Source organism: Cytobacillus solani, assembly GCF_006704205.1.
GTDB lineage: Bacteria > Bacillota > Bacilli > Bacillales > Cytobacillaceae > Cytobacillus > Cytobacillus solani.
In genome coordinates this window covers 3,727,722-3,751,004 of record NZ_CP041305.1, presented here as the reverse complement: position 1 = coordinate 3,751,004, position 23,283 = coordinate 3,727,722, and the positions used below count along the sequence as shown (strand labels likewise).

At 38.7% G+C, this 23,283-nt stretch carries 19 protein-coding genes; 2 read left to right on the top strand and 17 right to left on the bottom strand.

The genetic code is table 11. From position 1 onward, the window contains the following. Positions 1–40 precede the first annotated feature (40 nt). From FI644_RS18780 to FI644_RS18720, 13 genes are all read right to left on the bottom strand, one after another. Complete coding sequence (locus FI644_RS18780; RefSeq protein WP_053476700.1) at positions 41–622, bottom strand: TerD family protein; 582 nt, start codon at positions 620–622, stop codon at positions 41–43. An 89-nt stretch (positions 623–711) separates the two neighbouring features. Continuing rightward, complete coding sequence (locus FI644_RS18775; protein ID WP_053476701.1) at positions 712–1,317, bottom strand: YpjP family protein; 606 nt, start codon at positions 1,315–1,317, stop codon at positions 712–714. Positions 1,318–1,750: 433 nt separating this feature from the next. Continuing rightward, the gene (locus FI644_RS18770; RefSeq protein WP_053476702.1) at positions 1,751–2,524 is read right to left on the bottom strand and encodes a class I SAM-dependent methyltransferase; all 774 of its coding nucleotides are present in this window, start codon (positions 2,522–2,524) and stop codon (positions 1,751–1,753) included. A gap of 76 nt (positions 2,525–2,600) precedes the next feature. Continuing rightward, complete coding sequence (locus FI644_RS18765; protein WP_056685344.1) at positions 2,601–3,035, bottom strand: BrxA/BrxB family bacilliredoxin; 435 nt, start codon at positions 3,033–3,035, stop codon at positions 2,601–2,603. Positions 3,036–3,110: 75 nt separating this feature from the next. Beyond that, positions 3,111–4,823 (bottom strand): dihydroxy-acid dehydratase, encoded by a 1,713-nt coding sequence (gene ilvD, locus FI644_RS18760; RefSeq protein ID WP_056685348.1) that lies wholly within the window; start codon positions 4,821–4,823, stop codon positions 3,111–3,113. A 375-nt stretch (positions 4,824–5,198) separates the two neighbouring features. Next, positions 5,199–6,326, bottom strand: coding sequence for a conserved virulence factor C family protein (locus FI644_RS18755; protein WP_056685352.1), 1,128 nt, complete (start codon positions 6,324–6,326; stop codon positions 5,199–5,201). A 129-nt stretch (positions 6,327–6,455) separates the two neighbouring features. Beyond that, positions 6,456–8,336, bottom strand: a complete 1,881-nt coding sequence (locus FI644_RS18750; RefSeq protein WP_053476706.1) for an ABC-F family ATP-binding cassette domain-containing protein — start codon at positions 8,334–8,336, stop codon at positions 6,456–6,458. Next, entirely contained in the window at positions 8,333–8,992 is a 660-nt protein-coding gene (locus FI644_RS18745; RefSeq protein ID WP_172797652.1) for an HD domain-containing protein, read from the bottom strand. Before FI644_RS18745 ends, FI644_RS18750 begins: the two co-directional genes overlap by 4 nt. 301 nt (positions 8,993–9,293) lie before the next feature. Then, positions 9,294–10,142 carry a DegV family protein gene (locus FI644_RS18740; RefSeq protein WP_053476708.1) on the bottom strand — a complete coding sequence of 283 codons (849 nt, stop codon included), beginning with the start codon at positions 10,140–10,142 and terminating at the stop codon, positions 9,294–9,296. Positions 10,143–10,239: 97 nt separating this feature from the next. Beyond that, the gene (locus FI644_RS18735) at positions 10,240–11,094 is read right to left on the bottom strand and encodes an amidohydrolase family protein (RefSeq protein ID WP_056685358.1); all 855 of its coding nucleotides are present in this window, start codon (positions 11,092–11,094) and stop codon (positions 10,240–10,242) included. A 10-nt stretch (positions 11,095–11,104) separates the two neighbouring features. Continuing rightward, a complete protein-coding gene (locus FI644_RS18730) occupies positions 11,105–14,170 on the bottom strand; it encodes a GNAT family N-acetyltransferase (RefSeq protein ID WP_053476710.1) in 3,066 nt (1,021 codons plus the stop codon). 231 nt (positions 14,171–14,401) lie between these two features. Continuing rightward, positions 14,402–14,923 carry a hypothetical protein gene (locus FI644_RS18725; RefSeq protein ID WP_142108708.1) on the bottom strand — a complete coding sequence of 174 codons (522 nt, stop codon included), beginning with the start codon at positions 14,921–14,923 and terminating at the stop codon, positions 14,402–14,404. 13 nt (positions 14,924–14,936) lie between these two features. Then, positions 14,937–16,625, bottom strand: a complete 1,689-nt coding sequence (locus FI644_RS18720) for a formate--tetrahydrofolate ligase (RefSeq protein ID WP_053476712.1) — start codon at positions 16,623–16,625, stop codon at positions 14,937–14,939. A 174-nt stretch (positions 16,626–16,799) separates the two neighbouring features. Here FI644_RS18720 and metA point away from each other — a divergent pair, with 174 nt between their 5' ends. Beyond that, positions 16,800–17,705 carry a homoserine O-acetyltransferase MetA gene (gene metA, locus FI644_RS18715; protein WP_053476713.1) on the top strand — a complete coding sequence of 302 codons (906 nt, stop codon included), beginning with the start codon at positions 16,800–16,802 and terminating at the stop codon, positions 17,703–17,705. Between the two features lie 973 nt (positions 17,706–18,678). Here the strand turns inward: metA and FI644_RS18710 are convergent. Both FI644_RS18710 and FI644_RS18705 read right to left on the bottom strand, forming a co-directional pair. Then, positions 18,679–19,371, bottom strand: coding sequence for an AIM24 family protein (locus FI644_RS18710; protein WP_053476714.1), 693 nt, complete (start codon positions 19,369–19,371; stop codon positions 18,679–18,681). A 16-nt stretch (positions 19,372–19,387) separates the two neighbouring features. Then, positions 19,388–20,071 (bottom strand): class I SAM-dependent methyltransferase, encoded by a 684-nt coding sequence (locus FI644_RS18705; RefSeq protein WP_053476715.1) that lies wholly within the window; start codon positions 20,069–20,071, stop codon positions 19,388–19,390. A 180-nt stretch (positions 20,072–20,251) separates the two neighbouring features. Here FI644_RS18705 and FI644_RS18700 point away from each other — a divergent pair, with 180 nt between their 5' ends. Then, positions 20,252–20,470, top strand: coding sequence for a DUF3892 domain-containing protein (locus FI644_RS18700; protein ID WP_053476716.1), 219 nt, complete (start codon positions 20,252–20,254; stop codon positions 20,468–20,470). 10 nt (positions 20,471–20,480) lie between these two features. Here the strand turns inward: FI644_RS18700 and mntR are convergent, their stop codons facing one another. Both mntR and FI644_RS18690 read right to left on the bottom strand, forming a co-directional pair. Further along, entirely contained in the window at positions 20,481–20,915 is a 435-nt protein-coding gene (mntR, locus tag FI644_RS18695) for a transcriptional regulator MntR (protein ID WP_053476717.1), read from the bottom strand. 143 nt (positions 20,916–21,058) lie between these two features. Then, entirely contained in the window at positions 21,059–23,212 is a 2,154-nt protein-coding gene (locus FI644_RS18690; protein WP_142108707.1) for a DNA topoisomerase III, read from the bottom strand. Positions 23,213–23,283 lie beyond the last annotated feature (71 nt).

Sequence of the window (23,283 nt, the reverse complement as noted above, 5' to 3'; positions counted from 1 at the left end):
AAAGACCCAGTTAATCCGAATCTTTTCAAAAATTTTCTACTTAGCCAATTTGCAGTCCAAAATCTTTCGCAAGTGCTGCCAAACCACCTTGATAGCCGCTTCCAATTGCGCTAAATTTCCATTCTGCATTATGACGGTATAATTCACCAACTACAATAGCTGTTTCAATCGAGAAATCTTCACCTAAATCATAACGAATCAATTCTTCACCAGAATCTTCACTCATAATTCGGACATATGAATTTGAAACTTGACCAAAGTTTTGATTTCGGGCTTCCCCGTCATGGATAGTAATTGTAAATGTAATACGCTGAATATTGGCTGGAACATTAGCTAAGTCTACTTTTACTTGCTCATCATCCCCATCTCCTGCTCCAGTGCGATTATCCCCTGTATGTACAACAGAACCATTTCCGCCATTCGCATTATTATAAAATACGAAGTCACTATCAGAAGTTACTTTTCCATTATCTCCTAAAAGGAAAACGGATGAATCTAGATCGAAATCATTTCCACCATCATATTTGTTAACATCCCAACCAACACCTACTACCACCTTTGTTAGTCCTGGATTTGTTTTTGTTAAATCTACTTTTTGTCCTTTTGATAAGCTAACTGCCATTTTTTTACCTCCATTTAATAGAATACTTTTTAATACGATAGGTTTTCAAAAAGGTTTCAAAAAAAATATAAAAAATCCCTTGCCAAAATTTAACTCATCCATTTTGGCGGGGTGTTTTTATCCCAATAAATTGTTCCTAGCTCATGGTGTACCTGAAATTGATCATGGTAAGTATGGTAATGAAAATTAAACCAATAGCCCTGCTGAGGCGGCTGATCTCTTCTAACATGAAAACGGATAATGTCTTCATCTGTTGTTTCATTTTTTATATGGAAAATTTTCTCGGATTGACCGCCGCCAGGACGTTCAGTCACCGCTAAAAAAGCCAATTCTTCCTCTGGATACTGCTCAGCCACGTTTTGAATTGCTTTTTCGATATTTGGCAGAACGACTTCAGAAAATTCATTTTCAATTACAGGTTTTATTTTTGGTCCAAACTTAGCATATGACTGATTTTCAGCCTCATGTATCATTTTCCTGATAAATTCTTCTTTATTAATATGCCCAATTTCTTCGGAAGTAGAAGACTGGATATTGGCTGAACGGCCTTCCTCATTTGTAGGTTCAATAATATCCCTTTTCGGGTTCTTATCTGTACTAGAATTATCATAAAATATAGCATGTGAAGGGGTAACTAGTCCAAAGGTTAAGATAGTTACCATGACGACGAACGATTTACGAAGCCAATTTGGCATGATTTTAGTCTCCCTTCTATTCTTTAACCATCTATCTCTAATTCAATCGATTTTTAAATCCTGAAATACTCTTATTCTATTATTATACTTTGTTCTTTAGAAAAATGGAAAAATAGGCTTAATTTTTCGCAAAAAAAATATAAGCTATGAATAATTATTTTTATTTAGGGAATAGTAAGGGAAAAAGACCATATAACTAAATTAAATATTAGAAAGGCATGGCATTCGCCAAGCATTTCGGCAAATGCCTTAGTTTTTCTTATACGTTCAGAATTTATAGACATAAATTCTGATTAGCCAAAAGAAAGGAGAAGCTCTATATGGACTGGACTGTATTTATTGTTATTATTTCATTTATCTTGCTAGGTTACTTTGTCTATTTAGCTATTGCAGAATAAGTGGGACGGAATAGAGTCCAATCTCTATTCCGTTTTTATTTTTCAAGGACCCCAAAATGGAACTTTGCTGTTTTTCTCTTATGTACATGAAAGTTGAATCTTTCAAACCGCGGACTTCGAAAATGATCCTTTAGAACAACGCATTCCTTCGCTACTCTCTTAGCTTCCTCTATCACTTGTTCAGTCATTTCCTCGTAAATAGCAAAACGACTTAATGCTTTAATGCCATCAGATTCCAGAATATGCTCCTCAAACATTGGATCAAAATATACGCAGTCATAGGATTGATCAGGAATACTTTTTAGGAATGGCAAGGTCATATTATTTTTTACCTGTATTCTTTTCATCGCCTGATCCACTTCCTGAATCCCAGAGACCCATGATTGCAGCCCATTTTTCACAATGTAACCTAAATACGGATTTCCTTCGATACCGGTCACTTTTCCTTCTCTTCCAATGATAAAGCTCGCAACAATGCTATCAGAGGCAAGACCTAATGTGCAATCGAGAAGCGTTTTGCCTGCATGAAGCCTCGCTGCATCCACAAACGGATCATGCTCCCCCTTCATTAATCGCTTCACTCTAAACATGGCGGAATTAGGGTGGAAAAAGAATGGTTCCAATTCATCGATTGGATAGAGTTCTAACCTCTCTTTCCCTACAACTATGCAATCCTCTTTCTCCACTTGCTGAATCATTTGGACCGAACGCTTCTTCCTTTCAACAAAGCGGCCATCTAAATTTTGAGCCACTTTGATCGCTTGCCTCGTCATTTCTTCATTTGTCCTGCCTGCTGTCGTAATAATCATTGTAATGATGTCACCTTTTCCTTCGAGTTACGAAAAAACAAAAGGACGTCATTAGACATCCTTTTGTTTTTTCACTTTAATTATTCGCTTCAAATGCAGCAAGCAAGTTTTCCATAATTGCTTCCATCGGATGATCTTCAATATCATAACGATGGATAAAATGGACAACTTCTTTTCCTTTTAATAAAGCCATAGACGGAGAAGATGGCTCATATCCAGCAAAGTACTCTCGCATTTTCGCTGTTGCTTCTTTATCTTGTCCTGCAAATACAGTTACTAAATGATCTGGTTTCTTTTCAGTTCTTAGTACAGCCTGCGTTGCTGCTGGACGTGCAAGTCCTGCCGCACAACCGCATACAGAGTTAACAACAACAAGCGTTGTCCCCTCAGTCTTTTCCATAAATGCTTCTACTTTCTCTGCAGATAGTAATTCATTAAACCCAGCATTTACAAGCTCTTGTCTCATCGGTTGAACCATTTGCTTCATATATTCCTCATATGCCATAGACATGTTCAATCAGCCTCCATTACAACATTTGTATTGTAAGCATACTATAATCTATGGTTATTTTGCAAAAGGAAGTGTTTAAACTTTCTGGTTGACTTTCTCTTCTGCCTCTTCAAAGTAATCTGTCACCGCACCTCTAGATGCACAAGAGACAAGCCTAGTGTATTTTGCCAATGTTCCTCTAGATAGTAAAGGAGGTGCAGTCCAGTTTTCCTTCCTTCTAGCAAATTCTTCGCCTGTTAAATTTACAGATAATTCCTGGGTTTCGCTATCAATCGTAATCAAGTCACCATTCTCAATTAATGCAATTGAGCCGCCAACTTGTGCTTCTGGCGCAATATGACCAATAACGAATCCGTGCGAACCGCCTGAGAAACGGCCATCCGTTAATAAGGCTACACTTTCTCCTAAGCCCTTTCCTACTAAAATACCCGAAATCGATAACATTTCTGGCATACCTGGTCCGCCCTTTGGCCCTTCATAGCGGATAACAAGAACATCTCCTGCCTGAATGTCACCGTTCATAACTGCAACTGTGGCTGACTCTTCGTCATCAAATACTTTTGCAGGTCCAGTCATACGGGTGACCTTTAATCCCGAAACTTTAGCAACTGCCCCAGAAGGTGCAAGATTCCCCTTAAGAACAACTAGCGGTCCATTTTCTCTTAACGGCTGTTGAAGCGGGTAGATAACCTTTTGACCTTCCTTTAAGTCTGCTGCTTTTGCAAGGTTTTCAGCTAAAGTCTTGCCTGTAACCGTCAAGCAATCCCCATGAAGCAAGCCTTCTCTTAATAGCAGCTTCATTACTGCTTGTACTCCGCCGACCTCGAAGAGATCCTGCATCACATATTTGCCGCTCGGCTTTAGGTCAGCAATATGGGGAACCGTTTTCTGCAATCGATTGAAATCATCTAAAGACAAATCAACTTCTGCCGCATGGGCAATGGCCATTAAATGCAAGATCGCATTGGTTGAGCCTCCAAGTGCCATCACGACTGTTATTGCGTTTTCAAACGCCTTTTTCGTTAAAATATCACGCGGGCGAATATTGTTTTCTAGCAGTTTGTATACTGCCTTGCCAGCTTCTACGCAATCATTGCGCTTTTCGGCTGTTTCGGCTGGATTCGAAGAACTTCCTGGCAAGCTTAGTCCAAGTGCTTCAATCGCACTTGCCATCGTGTTTGCAGTATACATTCCACCACAGGAACCCGACCCTGGACAAGCATGGCATTCGATTTTTGTTAACTCTTCCTTGTCAATAGCACCTCCATTGAATTGACCAACCCCCTCAAAGACGGAAACAATGTCAATGTCTTTGTCATGCAGCTTCCCTGGTTTGATCGTGCCGCCATAGACGAAAATAGAAGGCAAATTCATTCGGGCGATAGCCATCATACAGCCTGGCATGTTTTTATCACAGCCTCCAATTGCCACAAATCCATCCAAAGATTCACCGCCTACAACGGTTTCGATAGAATCGGCAATTAAATCACGGCTTGGAAGCGAATACCTCATTCCTTCTGTCCCCATGGAAATTCCGTCAGAAACAGTAATTGTATTAAAAATTAACGGAGCACCCCCAGCTTCTCTTGCCCCATTCTTTGCTTGAACAGCTAGTTCATCAATATGTATATTACATGGTGTCACTTCACTCCAAGTACTTGCAATCCCGATCATTGGTTTTTGAAAATCCTCATCTGTAAATCCTACCGCTCGGAGCATCGCCCGGTTAGGTGCCCTTCTTTCATCATCACTAATTACATGACTGCGAATTCTTAAATCCTTCGACATCGATGATTCCCCCCAAAAATAATTTCTTTCCAATATAGACCTTTTTCAATAGAATTGCAACAATTTTCCCAAAATTAATTTTATTCCACAAACAGAAAGACGCCATGCTGCAAAGAGCGATGGCGTCTTGAAATTATAAAAATATCTTGTCTATCGTAAACAAACTAAAATTCAGATTTTGTAATGATATTTGGTTTTTCGCAAACAAAACATAGCTTTGCAAAAATAATTTGTTTTTCGCAATTAAAAATCTGGATTTGCAAATATATTTAGTTTTTTGCAATTAAAAATCTGGATTTGCAAATATATTTAGTTTTTTGCAATTAAAAATCTGGATTTGCAAATAATTTCCACAAATATATCTTATTTTTACTATTATTTCTTTCTAGATTCCGTCATTTGCTTCCAAACAGAGCCCTTTGCTTCTTCCCCTTGCTCAATTCTTTCAATCGCAAGCTTAATTTGCATGCTTACCTCAAATTCAGGATCATTTTCTGCTGCTTTTAATGCAGGAATGGCTTCTTCATCCCCTACTTCGTAGAGGAACATCGCTGCCCGCCAGCGCACGAGCTTGCTCGTATCCTTCAATGCTTCTATCATAGCAGGCATTGCTTTTTTAAAGCCAAGATCTGATAGGCAATCACCAGCTGTTCTTCTCACTGTGACCGTTTTATCCTTTAAAGCTTTATATAGGAGCGGAAGAACGTTTTGATCTTCAATCATACCTAAATAAACCGTTGCCAGTCTTCGGATTGAAGCTTTTTCATCTTGTAATGCTTTTTCTAAAACAGGTAAATCCTCTAGCTCTGGATCATTCATTTGTTCTAGTTTTTGATAGCGTTCCCGCCAATCCGGATGATCTAAATCCCCTAATGTAAGTTTCAGCAGCTGCCGGCTATGCTTCTCATGCACATTGTCTGGATTTATTGCCTGATCAACAAGCATTTGTAATCTGCTTTCAGGATAGGCTGCAATTAATTCTTCAACTACATCATGGCCAATCTGTTCGAAGTCGCCATAACGGACTCCAACCTCTACCCATTTTCGAACTAAAACTACATTATCTCCTTCAAGCTGTGCTGCTGCCAATGCATTCATAAACGCTTCAGGCAATCCGAATCTCCGTTCCTCTGTCCCGTCAGTTAGCTTTACTTGCATAGGAATATCTTTATACTTTTGGACAAACGCTTTTATTTCACCAAAGTGTTCATTCATCGCAGATTGGTTTTCAGTATCTGTCTCCGCGTCTTCGCCAAAAGCACTTCTTACCTGCGGCAGAAGATCTTTCCAATCATATTTTGCATTTCTTTCAACAGCTAAGAAGTCAGCTACATGGTAAACACCCTTTACGCCTTCAATTTCAAGAATATCTTGAATGACTTTAGGTGCACCTTCACGATGATCTTTTTTATAATTATTGCTTTTCCCCATTGGAAGCTCTTCATTCAGAATAACCTTCATCGTATTTGGACTTGGTGTTGGCTCAATTGCATTTATTTTCACAGTTTTTCACCCTTTGCAATATTGTCACAGTAATAACTAAAATCATTTTAACATAATAGATGTTACGAATCATAAGATGAGCTTCATGTACAAAAGCAGCCTGCCCATATAGGGCAGGCTGCTGTAAATTCATTGTTCGGCAATCTCTGAAAGATAGCTCCATCTCTCAATCAACTGTTCCAGTTTTTCATTTAGAGTGGCTTCTTCCTCCATTAATGAGCTTGCTTTTTCGAAATCACTGCCTGTATTGTTCATTTCTACAGCAATTTCCTCTAAACGAGCTTCTGTATTCGCTATATTATCCTCGATTCCTTCCCATTCACGCTGTTCGTTATAGCTTAGCTTTTTCTTCTTTGGTTTTTCCTGTTCTTTGAGAACAGGAGCCGCGGTCTTTACTTGCACAACAGGTTTTTCATTTTCTTTTTCAAGATATTCGCTATAATTGCCAAAGAAAGTGTCAATCCGTCCCTCTCCTTGCAAGACAAGAAGCTGATCAGCCACCTTATCCAAGAAATAGCGATCATGGGATACAGTAATAACTACTCCGGGGAAATCTTCAAGATAATCCTCAAGCACCGTTAATGTTTGTGTATCCAAATTATTTGTTGGTTCATCCAGTAGAAGAACGTTCGGTTCTGTCATTAAGATTTTCAATAAATACAGACGGCGCTTCTCCCCGCCTGAAAGTTTGCGGATCGGGGTTCCATGTGTAAAGGTGGGAAAAAGAAAGCGCTCAAGCATTTGAGCTGCGGAAATGGTTTTCCCATCTGAGGTTTCTACAACTTGTGCCGTTTCCTTCAAATACTCAATCATTCGCTTATTCTCGTCCATATCTTCGCTTTCTTGTGTGTAGTAAGCGATTTTCACTGTTTGTCCGATGATTCGTTCACCAGAATCTAATGGGATTTTTCCAGCAAGGATATTGAGAAGAGTCGATTTTCCTGTTCCATTCTTTCCGATAATTCCAATTCGATCTCCAGGCTTCACAAGAAGGTCAAATGAATGTAAGATGGTTTGATCCGCATATTTCTTTGACGCATCCTTTAATTCAAACACTTGCTTCCCAAGCCGGCTTCCGTTTAAAGACATATCAAGCTTTTCTGTTTGTTTCACAGACGCAAGCTGATCATCTAATTGATCAAAACGCTGGATTCGTGCTTTTTGTTTTGTTGTTCTCGCTTTCGCTCCTCTACGAATCCATTCTAACTCTCTTCGATAAAGATTTTTTCTTTTTTCTATCGTGGCGGCTTCGTTTTCTTCACGAATGGCTTTCGCTTCAAGAAAGGCACCGTAGTTTCCTTTATAGCTATATAAGTTCCCGCCATCCAGTTCAAACATTCGATTGGTTACACGGTCAAGGAAATAGCGGTCATGGGTAACGAGTAAGAGAGCACCTTGATATCGTCCTAAGTATTCTTCAAGCCATTTAACCGACTCATAATCAAGATGGTTTGTCGGCTCATCAAGAATCAGCAAATCAGGTGACTGAATAAGTGCTTGGGCGAGGGCAACCCTTTTCTTTTGTCCACCGGAAAGCTCCCCGATTTTTTTATCAAAACTTTCAATACCAAGTTTCGTTAAAATTGATTTTGCATTCGTACTTGCATCCCAAGCGTTCAAGGCATCCATTTTCTTTTGCTGCTCAAAAAGCTTCTCTTGAATCGCTTGATTATCAGGAGTCTTATTTAACTCAAGAAGTGTCTCTTCATATTCTCGAAGCAAGACAAGTACTGGTGCATCACCTGCAAACACCTGTGCCAGAACAGAAAGTTCAGGATTTAAATCCGGCTGCTGGGCTGAGTAGGAAATTGTATAATCCTTCGGAGAGCTGATTTCACCAGAGTCTGGAAGATCCACACCTGCAACTATTTTTAATAAGGAAGACTTACCTGTTCCATTTACACCGATAAGTCCAATCCTGTCCTTTTCAGAAATCGTAAAGGAAATATCGTTAAAAAGCTCTTTTTCCCCATATGTTTTTGTTACATGTTCAACTGAAAGCATTTTCATATCTGACCATTCCATTCACTGTAAAATTGCTCAAGGAATTGTTCCATAAATTGATGCCGTTTCGAAGCCAATTCTCGTGCTGTATCCGTATTAAGCAGATCTTTTAGCTTTAATAGCTTCTCATAAAAGTGATGGATCGTTGATGATTTTCCAGTGCGGTATTCCTTCTCTGTCATTTCTTCTCTAACTTTAATCGTTGGATCGTAAAGAAGATGACCTTTTTTTCCACCGTAAGCGAAGGTCCGTCCAATCCCAATCGCTCCAATTGCATCCAATCGGTCTGCATCCTGAACAATTTCAGCTTCCACACTCATTAATTCTGTCTTTCTTCCACCTTTAAAGGAGATGGAATGTATAATTTCAACAATTTTCTCTTGAGTCGTTTTTTCTAGTGTTAATAATTCGAGGAAATCCGTTAGTTTCTTTTCCCCAGCCTCTTTCGATTCGTTCAACTTTTCATCAGGAATATCATGCAGCAATGCAGCCATTTCAATAATAAAACGGTCGCCCTTGTTTTCTTTTTCCGCTATATATAAGGCATTTTTTCTTACGCGTTCAATATGATACCAATCATGTCCGGTACTGTCATCACTAAGCACATCTCTCACAAAGCTTTCCGTTCTCACAATCATATCTTCTTTCACTAAAAGCACCATCCTTTTTCATTCCAGATTTATTTTACCATGAAGAGGAGGATAGGAAGAAAAATAAGCAAAAGAAAAAGTGCTTTATTCAGCACTTTAATTTATAAGATAAGGGTTGGAACTGCATTATTCCAATATATAGGAATAAAGGGCTCTATAATATTTTTATAATACTCGATTTTACATTAAACGGTAAAATTGAGCTCCAAAACACTTTTTGAACCCTTATATCCCAAAATATAGAAAATTACAGCTCATATACTAATTTACGTTACCTATTTTTACATAATAAGGTAAAAATGAACCTCAAAAATTAATCCAATCCATTAAACCAATTGATCCCCAATGTATTTTCTCCAGCATGCACGCCGATTGCGGCACCGATTGGATAGTGTCCGAATTCGATCTCAGGAAATTCCTTAATGAGTTCTTCTTTCCAATTCAGTGCCTCCTCCTCATGTAATCCATATAAAATGTATGCTTCTTTTAAAGGCTTCTTTTCATGAGCAATACGGAGCAGCTGAATTATTTTATCCTTCGCCTTTCGTTCACTTCTAGCTTTTTCTTTCACATGCAAAGTACCACCCTCAATGGAGATGATCGGCTTTACATTGAGCATACTTCCAAGGAAAAATTGCACACCCGACATTCTGCCGCTTCTATGCAGCTGTTCTAAGCTTCCTATCAATACGTACGTTTCACTTGTATCACTTAACTCTTCTAATTTACGTTTGATCTCATCTGGTTCAAAACCTGAATTTGCCAGTTCCACACCTTTTTTCAAAATTCTTGTTAGGGGATAAGTTAATATTTTCGAATCAATGGTTAAAACCGGGATATCAACCAGCTGTGCAGCTTGCTCGCTTGAAGAAACGGTACCGCTTAATTTACTAGAAAGCAACACGGCAATAACAAGCTCGTATTTCTCTTTCAAACGCTCATATAATTCCTGAAATGCCCCAATCGAGGGCTGCGATGTTTTCGGAGGAGTTTTTAACGTTTTCAATTTTTCATAGAGCTCGGTTGGTGTAATATCTACCCCTTCTGTATACTCCTTTTCATCAAGTAAAATCGTAATTGGAATGGGATACACATGAGGGTGGTTGATCAATTCCTCATCAATGAAAGCTGTACTATCTATAACCCATGCGATTTTTGTCAAAATCTCTACCCCTTTTCTGTTTCATTTATTATGTAGGAATCGCGGTTTAAAATATCTGGAGACTGACGAAAAAATGCCAGTCTCCAGCATATATTGCTTATGTTAAAAACGGCTTAATCTTTGGGAATACCTTTAATGCTGTATTGTAGAAAACATCCTCATGATATTGTTCAGGAATTAATGCTTTAATAAATTCAATATATGGGCCAATAGGTGCCAGCGGCCAATCAGTACCGAATAAGAGCTTATCATATGAATCAGAAAAGACAAGTGCGTGCCGTAAATGATCCAAAAATCTGCTTTCACTATGTTTTTTCAATTCCTTTTCCGTTCCGACGATTAAACCCGAAAGGTCTGCATACACATTGGAGTTTTTATATATGAGCTCAGCGCCTGTAAGTGTCCACGGATCACCAAAATGAGCCATCATAAAATTTACTTTGCGATGCTTCACTGCCACCTCATCAATCGTTAATGGATGTGCATATTTTAACAGGCCTCTCTCCGAATACGTATCCCCTGTATGGAACACAACAGGCAGCTGATATTGTTGTGCTAATGCATAAACAGGTTCATACACTTGATCATACGCATAGAAAGGGTAATAGCCTAAATATATTTTAATCCCAACAGCCCGCGGATGTTGAATTTCAAGCTCTAGCTTTTCCAGAGTCTGTTCATTTAAATCATAGGGATTTATCCCAGGACAATAGACCATTTTTTCAGGAATTGCCTCAGCCAGGTCAATCCCCATCGGTGTTGTTACATCATAATCTGGAAATCCCATTCCATTCGTTTCTGTAACCCCCATCGCTATACTTAAAGCGACATTTGCCTCGCTGTATTCTTTTACAAATCCCTCAAAAGAATAGTCGACAAAAGAAAGCTCTTTAGCTGTTTGGTGAAAGGATTGGATGTTCGAGAAATGGACGTGTGCATCAATAATCTTCATATTGTCTCCTTTAAAATACGATCCGCCGAAGATTCTCGAGGATTGCTTTCGAAATCTCTCTTTGATCAAATAAAATAAACCCCGGTTTTGTTGTTTCCTTTATTTCCTGGAGAAGGATCACTTCAAACGCATCTTTATTCATATATCCTTCAAAGATATCATTTTCTTCTCCTTCAATATGATAAAGTTTTTCTTTTCTGATCTCTGAGGAGATGTAGCTTACATTTTTCAAATTTAATCCCTGTTCTTCCATTCCTGCATTTATTTTATTGTCATTGAAATTGGAAATGACATTAAGATCTTTTAAAGATTCTCCTACTAAGTAAATGTCCGTTTCCAACGTCTCTGAAAGCAATGATTTGCCGCCAGAATCAACGACCTTTACAAAATAGGCGAGAACTGGCACACCAGGAAGAAGTGCAAAATACTGTGTATAGTGAAGCCCCTTCCAAATTGGATGATTCACTATTTTCGTGTGCAAGGCGATGCTTCTCCACTGATTTCCATGCTTATCTTCAATATCCATAAACTCAGCAGTTGTGCACTCTTTCATTAATGAAAATGTATTTAGCTGTGCAGGGGATGTTTTCATTCCACCTGCCCAAGGATTCCACCATCCCTTTGCAACTTTCTCAGGAAAGGAAGTATCAAACCATTCATTCTCATTATAGACGAGTGAATATAAACCTGGGTAAAATTCCGGTGCCGCTTTGATTCGAATGATGCCATTATCTAAAATATAGGAAGTGATCCCTTGTTCTGCTTCAGTAAAGGCTTCCACTTTACCTCTTGGAACAACCATTAATTGATTTAAGTTTGTCGTTGTACTATCACTTTGCATACTTCCCATTACTAATGAGATAGGCTGTGCATCAATAACTGGGATAGAAGCTTGATAATTTGTTCTCTCATCTTCTGATGAAATTTGATCAGATAGCTTCGGTTCACCATTTAAAAACAGCTCAATAGATCCGCTAATAAAGCTCGTACGGGAGGTCTGCAACTCTAAGGATAGATGATCTTTGTAAACGACTGGATTATTACTCTCTAATTTTAATGATTTTTCGTTAATAGATTGGGTAGGCACCACATTCGACACTTTATTTGCAAATGCCTTTTGCTCCTGCCATGTCCGAAACGCACCAATAGATAAATAACATGGTTCTAGTCGTTTACATTCTTTTGGCTGAATGGCCCCAAGTTCATATTCTAAGTAAAATTGCCAGCCTTCAAAATTTGCCTTACATTCTGCTGGCCAGCAAAAGCCAGTTGGTTCTCCATGATCCACTGTAAAATACCAATTCTCTGTTAAATGCTGAGAGTGAATATCTCCAAAATCGACAGCTTTTATTTCCGAAAACTCAATTATTTCTTTTTCAAGCGGGAAATACGCATGACTTTTTTCATGATACAGTGATTGATTCAAGTATAGTTGTTGTATAGTTTCGTTGCTTTCATTCTCAACCTCAGCCCACTTCTTCACGATTCCATCCCCATAGAGGGCTGTATAAAGAGTAAGGGTGACTCCTGCAAATTCAGTAGAGTGAAAAACCATTTTAAAAATCATCGCTGTGTCATTGAAATACCACTCCACTGTTACCGGCTTTTGCTTAGAAAATTCCGTTGAATAGGGCTTACCGAGCTTTGGCACAAAAAATGCAAAAGGATGATTCATTTGTTGATTTCTTCCAGCCGTTATTAAAAAATCCCGTTTTCGTATATTCACTTGGTAACTGCCATTATATATATGCCAAAAATCTTTCGTTTCCCCGCCAAATTTTTCACCAAAGCCTTTCAGAGCTATTCCAACTAAGTTATTTTCAAAGGTATACTCTGAACCATTCTCATTTTGTGCTGTGATCGTAATATGTGGCTGGTAATAACCAAATTTCTTCACAACAAATGGAATCACAACTAGTTTTCTCTCATTCTTTTTTAAAGAAACAGAGAAAGTGTTCCTTTCTAACTCGACATGTTCATCCGAAGAAAAAACTAGTTCAAAAACAGCCTCTTCCTTTACACTGTTTTCTACCTCTAGTTCTATCCCTTTTTTTTCGCCTAGGAAGCTCAAGTTCCCATCAATTTTTGCGGTTAATTTCGCTGGCTGTTTTGGTTTCACTCCAAGCCTCAATTCACATTCTTCTCCATTAATGGACACATTTACAGAGAAAAACGGGTGTGTTTTCCACTCACTTGGTTCTTCCCCTTTTTTAAAAATCACTTGATCTGAGAGTATCGCTCGCTTTGCTACTAATAATTCATCCTTAAAAGCAGATACAGTACGCTCATGATCGTTTCCGTCTACTTTTAACATGGCTGGTTTAGCCGTTTTATTTACAAATAGCAGTTCAACTTTTTGTGACATCTCTTCAATTACTTCATGGTCAGCCATTTTTAGCTCGAGCAGATAATCATCCGTTTCAATCAAGCTAATGCCTCTTCCGCTTCGTTCAAATCTTACACGTGCACTCGTCTGTTGATCTTTCCACTCATATTCGTAGAAGGTAAAGCCATTTTCCTTCAATCCGTCCGGTTTAACTTCTATTTCTCTTATACTTGCATCATACCAATCTACTTTTGCGAAAACTGACTTTAATAGGGGTGTATTGATGACCGCAGGAATAAAATTCATCAAGTGGGTTGTGTCATCCCGATCCTCCCAAAAAAATCCACATTTCTTATACAGAGGTACAGCCTTTACATTGCCCGGCCATGTGTATAGATCAACCCTTGGCCAGCCAAGCTCAATTGTTTTTTCAACTGCTTTCATAACAAGCATTTTACCGATCTTCTTGCCATGATAATCAGGTCTAACATTTAGCAAAGGGATGTATAAGGAGCCAACATCCTCCTTATATTCAGACAAGCTGCAATAGCCTACAACCTCTCCCCCATCTATAGCTAAATATAGAGCAATATTCCCCGCATTCGCTTCCTTCGTTTTGACCGATTCTTCCGTATGAACCCTTGTATCCCCACCCCAGCTGTCACGGCTAAGGTTCCACATTTTCGCAATTGCCTGTGCATGTTCTTCTCGGTATTCCGTGATGATGATTGTATTCGTCATTTGGCTCATCCTTTTGTTCCTCCCTAACTAGGTTACTTCATTCCTTTTTCTATCGATTCCTTCACCTTTTGCCTTTATCTTACTCATTACCTTCTCCTCCTTTAATTTATTTGAATGTTTTCCACATTCTTCTATATCGTAAAAGCTGCTCGTTGTAATGTAAAGATAATTTTGAATCTTCTACCTCCATTTCTGATAAAAAAGCTCCGCCTGAACGTGTACAGGCAGAGCTTTTCGTGGTTATATTATGGCCCTCAATCTTTCTAGGCTAATAATCATGTAATTAACCATCTCTAGGATATCATCCATTTGATCTTCGTAAACTAAGCGGTTAAAAGAAATGATTGCCTCATTCTTTATCGTATTGTCCTCGTCAAAAGGATTGAAGAAGGCAGATTGACTGATTGTCCGTTCAGGACCCCAAATGTCTTTAAGACATCTTTCAATCGTTTGAAAGTAGTAGTGTTCATTCGGATGCATAAAAGTAAATTTCACAAACAATTGGCACCCAGCAAGAATATCCGATTGAGCAGATGGCAATAGCTCGGCAGCCAAATTTTCCAATCCTGCCTCCATCATAAATGTGCAAGCAACTCGGTTATCCGCTTGAGAAGTAAAAGTTACTTCGTATTTCCGAGAAAGCTTTGCAGAGTTTAATAAATCATTTCGATCAATAATTGTGATACCACCTGATAAATCCTCATCATATATCGCGCCATCAATGACAACTTTCATATTTTCAAATGCAGTTGGATCAAACATTCAAGTCAACCTGTTAAAATAGTCCAATGGCATTGCCGTTCTCATCCACATCCATCCTCAGTGCGGCAGGTAACTTAGGCAATCCAGGCATTGTCATCACATCTCCTGTTAAAGCGACGATGAATCCAGCACCAATGGAAGGTTTAAATTCACGAATTGTGATTGTAAACCCAGTTGGTCGTCCAAGCTTTGTTGGATCATCAGATAAAGAATACTGCGTTTTTGCCATACAAATTGGTAAGTGGCTCCAGCCAAAGCTATCAAAATCCTTCAGCTGTTTCTTCGCTTTTGATGAAAATTCGACTTTTTCAGCTCCATAAACCCTTTGGGCAATCGTAAGAATTTTATTTTCAAGTGAGTCGGACAAATCGTATAATGGCTGGAAGTTTGACTCTTTCTTATCAATGACCTCTAACAGCTTGTTTGCGAGGTCTACTCCGCCTTCCCCGCCTTTTTCCCATACTTCAGTTAAGGACACAGGAATGCCTGTTTGATCACAAAGATCCATTAGTGTTTTAACCTCTTGGTCCGTATCTGTAATGAATTTATTAACCGCAACGACAAACGGCAAGCCGAAGCTTTCAATTGTTTCAATATGCTTCTTTAAGTTGGCAAATCCTGTCGTAAGTGCTTGTACATTTTCATGGCTAAGGTCGGTTTTCGGTACACCTCCATGCATTTTTAATGCACGAATCGTTGCAACGATGACTACTGCTTCTGGTTTAATCCCTGCACTTCTAGCCTTAATATGAAGGAACTTTTCGGCTCCTAAATCAGCTCCAAAGCCTCCTTCAGTAACAACAAAATCAGCAAGCTTTGACGCTGTTTTGGTAGCGATGACACTATTGCATCCATGGGCAATATTTGCAAAAGGACCACCATGAATAAATGCAGGCGTATGTTCAATGGTTTGTACTAAGTTCGGTTTAACTGCCTCTTTCAGCAGCATTGTTAATGCCCCTTGAACACCAAGATCTGCTACTGTTACAGGCTGTTTATCATAGTTATAGGCAATGACCATTTGACCTAAGCGCTTTTTCAAATCTTGGAGATCGGTTGATAAGCACAATACGGCCATGATTTCAGAGGCCACCGTAATATCAAAACCATCTTCACGAGGAACCCCTTGCATTGGACCACCTAAGCCGATCACTACCTTTCTTAAAGCACGGTCATTCATATCAAGGGCACGCTTCCATACAATCCTGCGCTGGTCAATGCCAAGCTCGTTCCCTTGCTGAAGATGATTATCGATGAAGGCTGCAAGTGCATTATTAGCAGTCGTAATCGCATGCAAGTCACCAGTAAAATGTAAATTAATATCTTCCATCGGCAATACTTGCGAATATCCTCCGCCAGTTGCTCCCCCTTTCACACCCATCGTTGGTCCAAGAGACGGTTCACGCATGGCAATAATTGCTTTCTTGCCAATTTTCGTAAATGCATCTCCTAATCCAACAGTTACTGTTGATTTTCCTTCTCCAGCTGGTGTTGGATTAATTGAAGTTACAAGAATAATTTTCCCACTCTTCTTTGTTTCAAGCTTTTTCAATGCCTCTGTCGATAATTTTGCTTTATATTTTCCAAATAATTCGAGGTCATCCTCATGAAGGCCGATGTTTTCTGCGACCTCTGTAATTGGTTTCATAAATGATTGTTGAGCGATTTCAATGTCTGATTTGACAACAGGTTTTACGTTCATAAATATCCCCCTAAGCATTCAATTATTGAAAACGTTTTCCTACTATTACATTGTACCATTCCATGCCATATTAGTAGATAGTCAATTTTGTGATTTTTTAAACATATGATTGCGGTGAGGTTTAATCGTCTTTATAATGAATTTAATTGAATTTTCTAAAAGGGGGATAATGAATTGCCAATTAAAATTCCAAGACTGCTTCCAGCCAGAGAAATATTAGAAGAAGAAAACATTTTTGTTATGGATGAGGATCGTGCATTAACACAAGATATTCGCCCGCTCAATATCCTTATATTAAATTTAATGCCGGAGAAAGAGAAAACGGAGGCACACCTTTTAAGACTGTTAGGAAACACCCCTCTGCAAGTTAATATCTCGTTTCTGAAGACAGCTTCGCATGAATCAAAAAATACAAGCTCGCTGCACTTGGATCAATTCTACACAACCTTCATGGAGATTAAGCAGCGGAAATTTGATGGAATGATCATCACTGGAGCACCAATCGAACTGCTTGCATTCGAAGAGGTGGATTATTGGAAAGAGCTTACCGATATTATGGATTGGACGAAAGATAATGTAACATCTACTCTACATATTTGCTGGGGAGCACAAGCAGCGTTGTATCATCACTTTGGCATCATGAAATATGAGCTTCCACAAAAATGCACTGGTGTTTTCTGGCATCATATTGACGACAAATCAGAAAAATTATTAAGAGGGTTTGATGATGTTTATTTAGCACCTCATTCAAGAAATACAGATATTTTTATCAAGCAGCTGCAAGCGAATTCAACTGTTAAATTACTTTCTTCTTCTGAAGAAGCAGGTCCATTTATTATGTGTGCCAATGACGGCAAGCAAATTATGATCACCGGCCATTTAGAATATGAAGCTAGTACACTAGCAGAAGAATATAGACGGGATTTGGAAAAAGGGCTAAATATTCTTCCACAGCATTATTTTCCAAATGATGATCCTTCGAAAAGCCCATCAAATAAGTGGCGATCACATGCCCATTTATTATTTTCGAATTGGTTAAATTATTATGTATACCAAGAAACTCCGTTTGAATGGGATTAAGCTGCCGAAAAAGATGCAAGAAAAACAGACAAACCTGTTTAAATAAGTAGTTTATTAATAAAGTTGAATTGGAACACACGACATTTCACATTGGAAATATCGTGTGTTTTGTTATTTTTATAGCAATGGAGTTATAAGCAGTCTATTCAAGGAGGAATCAAAAGAGTGGAAATAATTATTTTTTCGGTGATTGAAAGGTGTTATTTTCAGATCTGAGTATATTAGAAATAAAAAATATTTATTGATAGTGGTTTTCAGATAAGGGTAGATGAAAGTTACCTGGTCCTATCAGAACTCGAGTCTTGGCAAAGTTGTCTGAACTTGATTGGTGTTCGGACTTGATTGACCTTGAAATCGCCATTGCTGTTTGAACTTGATTGGTGTTCGGACTCATTTCACCTGAAAATCGCCAAAGTTGTCTGAACTCGACTGCTATTCGGACTTGATTCACCTTAAAATCGCCATTGCTGTCTGAACTTGATTGGTGTTCGGACTCGATTCACCTTAAAATCGCCATTGCTGTCCGAACTTGACTGGTGTTCGGACTCGATCCACCTGGAAGTCACAAAAGCTGTCTGAACTCGACTGCGGTTCGGACTCACTTCACCTAGAATCACCATAGCTATCTAAACTACACCGCAGTTCGGACTCGATTACCCATAATATTAACAAAGATGTCAGAGGTCGATTTAGGTTAGACTTTACTACCCCAAAATTACGATCTATTAAGCTAATTTGACAGGTAAAGCTGAGTAAAAATAGTCTCGTCTGAACTAAAGGGAATTCTCGTAGAACAAGCAAAAAATGCGTATAACCATCCACTTAAAATAGAAAAATGGCTCTAAATCATGAGCCATTCTTTAAGTATATAATATTCTTTTTTCTTTAGTGAAAGTTAATGTTGAGCTTCTGCATATGCTCTAATATTTGTTGCTGCCTTTTTAAAAACGATCCTGAATTTAATGATTAGCATTTAAGATTGCTCTGAATAGTAGACCTCTTCAAACGGCTGAACGACAACAAATCCATTCCCAGCAAATTTCATTTGTACAGATTCGCCGCTACCTCTTCCTAAGAAGGTTTTAAAGGAAATATCGGTCACAAATTCAGGCTGCAGATTTCCTGACCATGCGACAGTTGCGTTCGGATCAGTAAATACCGGATTATCTGGTGTAACTAGCAGGGTTAGTGGTTCGTAGTGGGAAGTGATGGCAATCATTCCACTCCCCTCAAGACGCACGTTAAATAATCCGCCAGAAAGCATACCAGCGACCTTTCTCATTAATTTAATGTCCCAACTTATTGATGGTTCAAAAGCAAGTAAATCATTGCCGTTAACGAAAATGGAGTCCCCTTGCAAATTTAAAATGGATATTTTTTTCCCTTGATCAGCCACATAAAGCTTCCCATTTCCTGTAGCTTTCATTAAGGCAGTTCCTTCACCCGTTAGTGCCTTTTTAAATAATTTTCCTAAGCCGTGTTCGAAAATTCCTTCTCGTTCAAATTTAATATTTCCGCGGTAAGAAATCATAGCTCCAGCTTTTGTCCATATTTGGTTCGTTAAATTGATTTCAAGTATTCTCGGAGATTCTAGTTCAAATAACCCTTCTCCTTTATCTTGCTGTTGTGTTTGTTTTACAAAATCTTCAATTGAATAGCGACTCATCGTATTCCAACCCTTCTTATTTATTATTTCTAAGCATGGAAACCCACATGAACGAGAGGGCTTGCCTTAGTTCAGTAGACAATGATCCAATAGGCATTTGATCAGTCCCTCGCTTATATACCCCTAAGCTATCAGCCTTGCCCCAGCCATTTTCTTCAGCAAGCTGGTCTAATTCCCAAGGCATCATCGTATTACAAATGACTTTTTCATTATATAGGCGTCGGTAGCTATTTATTCTTGGGGCAGCCGTAGGACCAAGAATGCCAATACAAGCAAACCCTCCAGGCTTTACAATCCGCTGAATTTCCATTATCACTTTAAGCGGATCTTCTGTCCATTCAAGTGAATTAATGGCTAATACCGCATCAAAGGAATCATTCTCAAATGGTAAATTTGAAATATCTCCCTTAATAAATTGAGCCGTATTTCCTTTATTTGTTCCTCTCGCTTTATGTATCATTTCCTCTGAAACATCTAAACCGGTTACTAAATAACCTAATTCAGCTAACTTTAATGATCCATACCCATCTCCACAGCCAAGATCACAAACCGCTCCATTAAGCTCTACATGCTTTGCGAAAAACGGAGCAATCTCCTTCCGGCTTCCTGACTTCCACATCTCCTTACTCATTGTATTCCATCCAGATGAACGCTCATCCCATTGTTTTTCTGCTTCCTTACTCCAATTAAAATCGCTCATCGTATCCCTCGCTTTTCCCTCACCATTTATACGTTCACTCGCTTAAAAAGTTTCAGACTATTATATTTTCGCCAAGAAAAGTAAATATCCCTTTGATTAAAGAAAAGAAAATGGTGCAACAATGAAGATGTAGATTGAATAGACGAGTAATTTAATTATGACTCGGAAGGAGTTGATTATATGTTAGGAGAACAGTTAGTCGCTGTTCATCGCAACTATCTGGGGGAAATCATTTCTTTTCAAACTTCTGAGGGGAGAATGATTTCTTACAGAAAAGCATTGAAAGAAGCGAAGGAAGGGGTAATAACCGGGGTAACTATAGAAGAAGGGCAGAATGGTACTCCCTATCTTACGCCAGCTTTCACATCCTCATTTGATGAGTTGCCGAATGTATACTAAAAGGGTCCATTTATGGACCCTCTGCTATATCCTCATTATTTCTTTGAATCTCTCTTAACGCTTCAATCCTGCTATCATCCTCTTCGAAAAATTGAACAAGGTCTCCTACTCGGTCTATTGCATCCCAGCTTAAATGATGCTCAATTCCTTCTACATCCTCGTATATATTTTCTTCCTTAACCCCAATTAAGCGAAGAAGCTGTTCAAGTAATTCGTGGCGATATACAAGCCGCTTGCCAATTTTCTTTCCTTTTGGAGTTAAAATCAGTCCTCTGTATTTTTCATAAACAAGATATTCATCTTTATCGAGCTTTTGAACCATTTTCGTTACAGAGGAGGGATGAACGGAAAGGTTTTCTGCTATATCAGACACACGGGCATACCCTTTCTCTTCAATCAATATATATATTTGTTCAATATAATCTTCCATACTAGGTGTTGGCATCCCAAACCCTCCCATAGGAACCGTGCTGAAGGTCTCTGTTAGTTCCATTTTTATCAATCATTACATTTTATGAAGACAGTCAAGTAAAAGTTTACTATATAAGGGTAGGCGAGACAAGGTTATCTATTATAGAAGGAATGTGTCTATTTATTTGGAAAAATAAACTTTAATTTCCGCTCATTATCATTCCAAGTTAATTTAGCTGAAAATAATTTGTCCTTATTTGAAAAACCTTCTATCATTTCTGTCTCATCGTCTTTCAAGAGCTGTTTGACTATTTTTTGAGTGATTGATTTACCCAAAATCTTTTTGGAGATTGTAAAATTACATTTTGTTTTGCTGTAATATGAACAGCCATAAAAGCTGCCTTTGTCAATAACCTGGCCATCACATTGCTTGCATTTCCCTAATTGAGTTGGACGTTTAAATTTAGACTTCGCTGGGGTAAAGCTGCTTTTGTCCTCCTCATCAAAAGCCCAATCCCCTGCGTTTTTTACAGATACTTCAATGAGGTGTGATATCATTTTATTCGTTTGTTCCATAAATTGTTTCGGTGAAGCCTCTCCTTCCGAAATATCCTTTAATCGCTTCTCCCATTTTGCCGTCATTTCAGGGGAGGCAAGAATTTCAGATCCAATTGCACCAATTAATATTTTTGCCTTCGGTGTTGCATACACGAGGTTCTTATTAATATCAATATACTTTCGATCTTTTAACATCGTTATAATTCCTGCCCTTGTTGCTTCAGTACCAAGACCCTCTGTTTTCATAAGTACCTTTTCTAATTCCTTATCCTCAATATGCTTTCCGGCTGTTTTCATCAGTGTAATCAGCTGGCCTTCCGTATACCTTTTTGGCGGCTGAGTTTTGCTTTCTTTCACCTCTGCCTTCATGACATTTCCTTTTTCTCCTATTTGTATCGAAGGGAGAAGTGCCTCCTTATCCTTTTCAAACGGCGGAATTACCTTACGCCAGCCCTCTTCAAGCTGAACCTTTCCTTTTGATAGGAATGCAGCCCTCCCATCGACAAGGGTGGTGACTGTTGTATACTCGGTTACTGCCTTCCCATAATGAGCAGCAATTAAGCTTCTTACAATGAGGTCATAAAGAGTGTTTTCATCTGGAGAAAGCTTATTCATGCCAGGAACTTGTTCTGTTGGGATAATGGCGTAGTGATCGGTCACTTTCTTGTCATTTACATATCTCTTATTATCCATAATTGAACTGGTCGGCAAAGGAAAGAGCGTTTTGTATTCATCGATCGCGGCTATTTTATTCAATGTTTCAGCAAACATTTCTGCTTCCCCTTGTGTAACGTGCCTTGAATCAGAACGGGGATAAGAGACAATTCCTTTTTGGTACAGCTTTTGCAGCACATCGAGCGTTTTCTTTGGCGGAAATTTGAATCGTCGATTTGCCTCTGCTTGGAGGGCAGATAAATTATAGAGCATAGGCGGAAGAAATTCCTTTTTTTCAGCCTTAACATCTGTGACCTCTGCTGCTTTTTTCTCACAAAAAGCAGCAATCTTTTCAGCTAGCTCCTTCGTCTTAATTCTTGTTTCCCCATCCTTTTCCCATTTTCCTAGATATTTTTTTCCATCGATATTAAATCTAGCCTGTACCTCCCAAAAAGGCTCGGAAACAAAGCTTTGAATCTCTAATTCTCGTTTGACAATTAGTGCAAGTGTCGGTGTCTGCACTCTGCCTACTGAAAAAACATCAGAGAATCCTTGCTGCTGAAGAAGAAGGCTATACAGCCTTGAAGCATTCATTCCAACAACCCAATCCGCGCAAGCTCTCGTATATGCCTCATAATAGAGGTTTCTAGTATCTGATTCATTTAATAATGATAGGAATCCTTCCTTGATTGCTTTTGGTGTTAATGAGGAGATCCATAATCTTTTCATCGGAAGGCTTGATTTCGTCATACGAAGGATATTACGAATAATCAACTCTCCCTCTCGCCCTGCATCTCCAGCATGTATGACTTCTGTTAAAGAAGGATTGTTTATCAGCTTTTTAATAACAGCATACTGCTTCGTTTTATCTTTCGTTACTTCATATTCAAATTGAGAAGGAATGATCGGTAAAGTAGTCAATGACCACTTCTTCCACTGAGAATTATAACTTTCCGGTGCAACGAGCTGACAAAGATGCCCTACTGCCCACGTTACATAAGCACCTTCAGGAAAAACATCATTTGGGAAAATTTCAACAAACCCTTGATGCTTTTTTATTTTAAAAATAGAAGCAAGAGTCAGCCCTTGGTCAGGCTTCTCCGCAATAATGAGTTTCATTTTTTTGCTCACTTCCAGTTTACTAGATTAGATACTTATTTTAATTCTACTCAATTAATCAGTAAAGGACT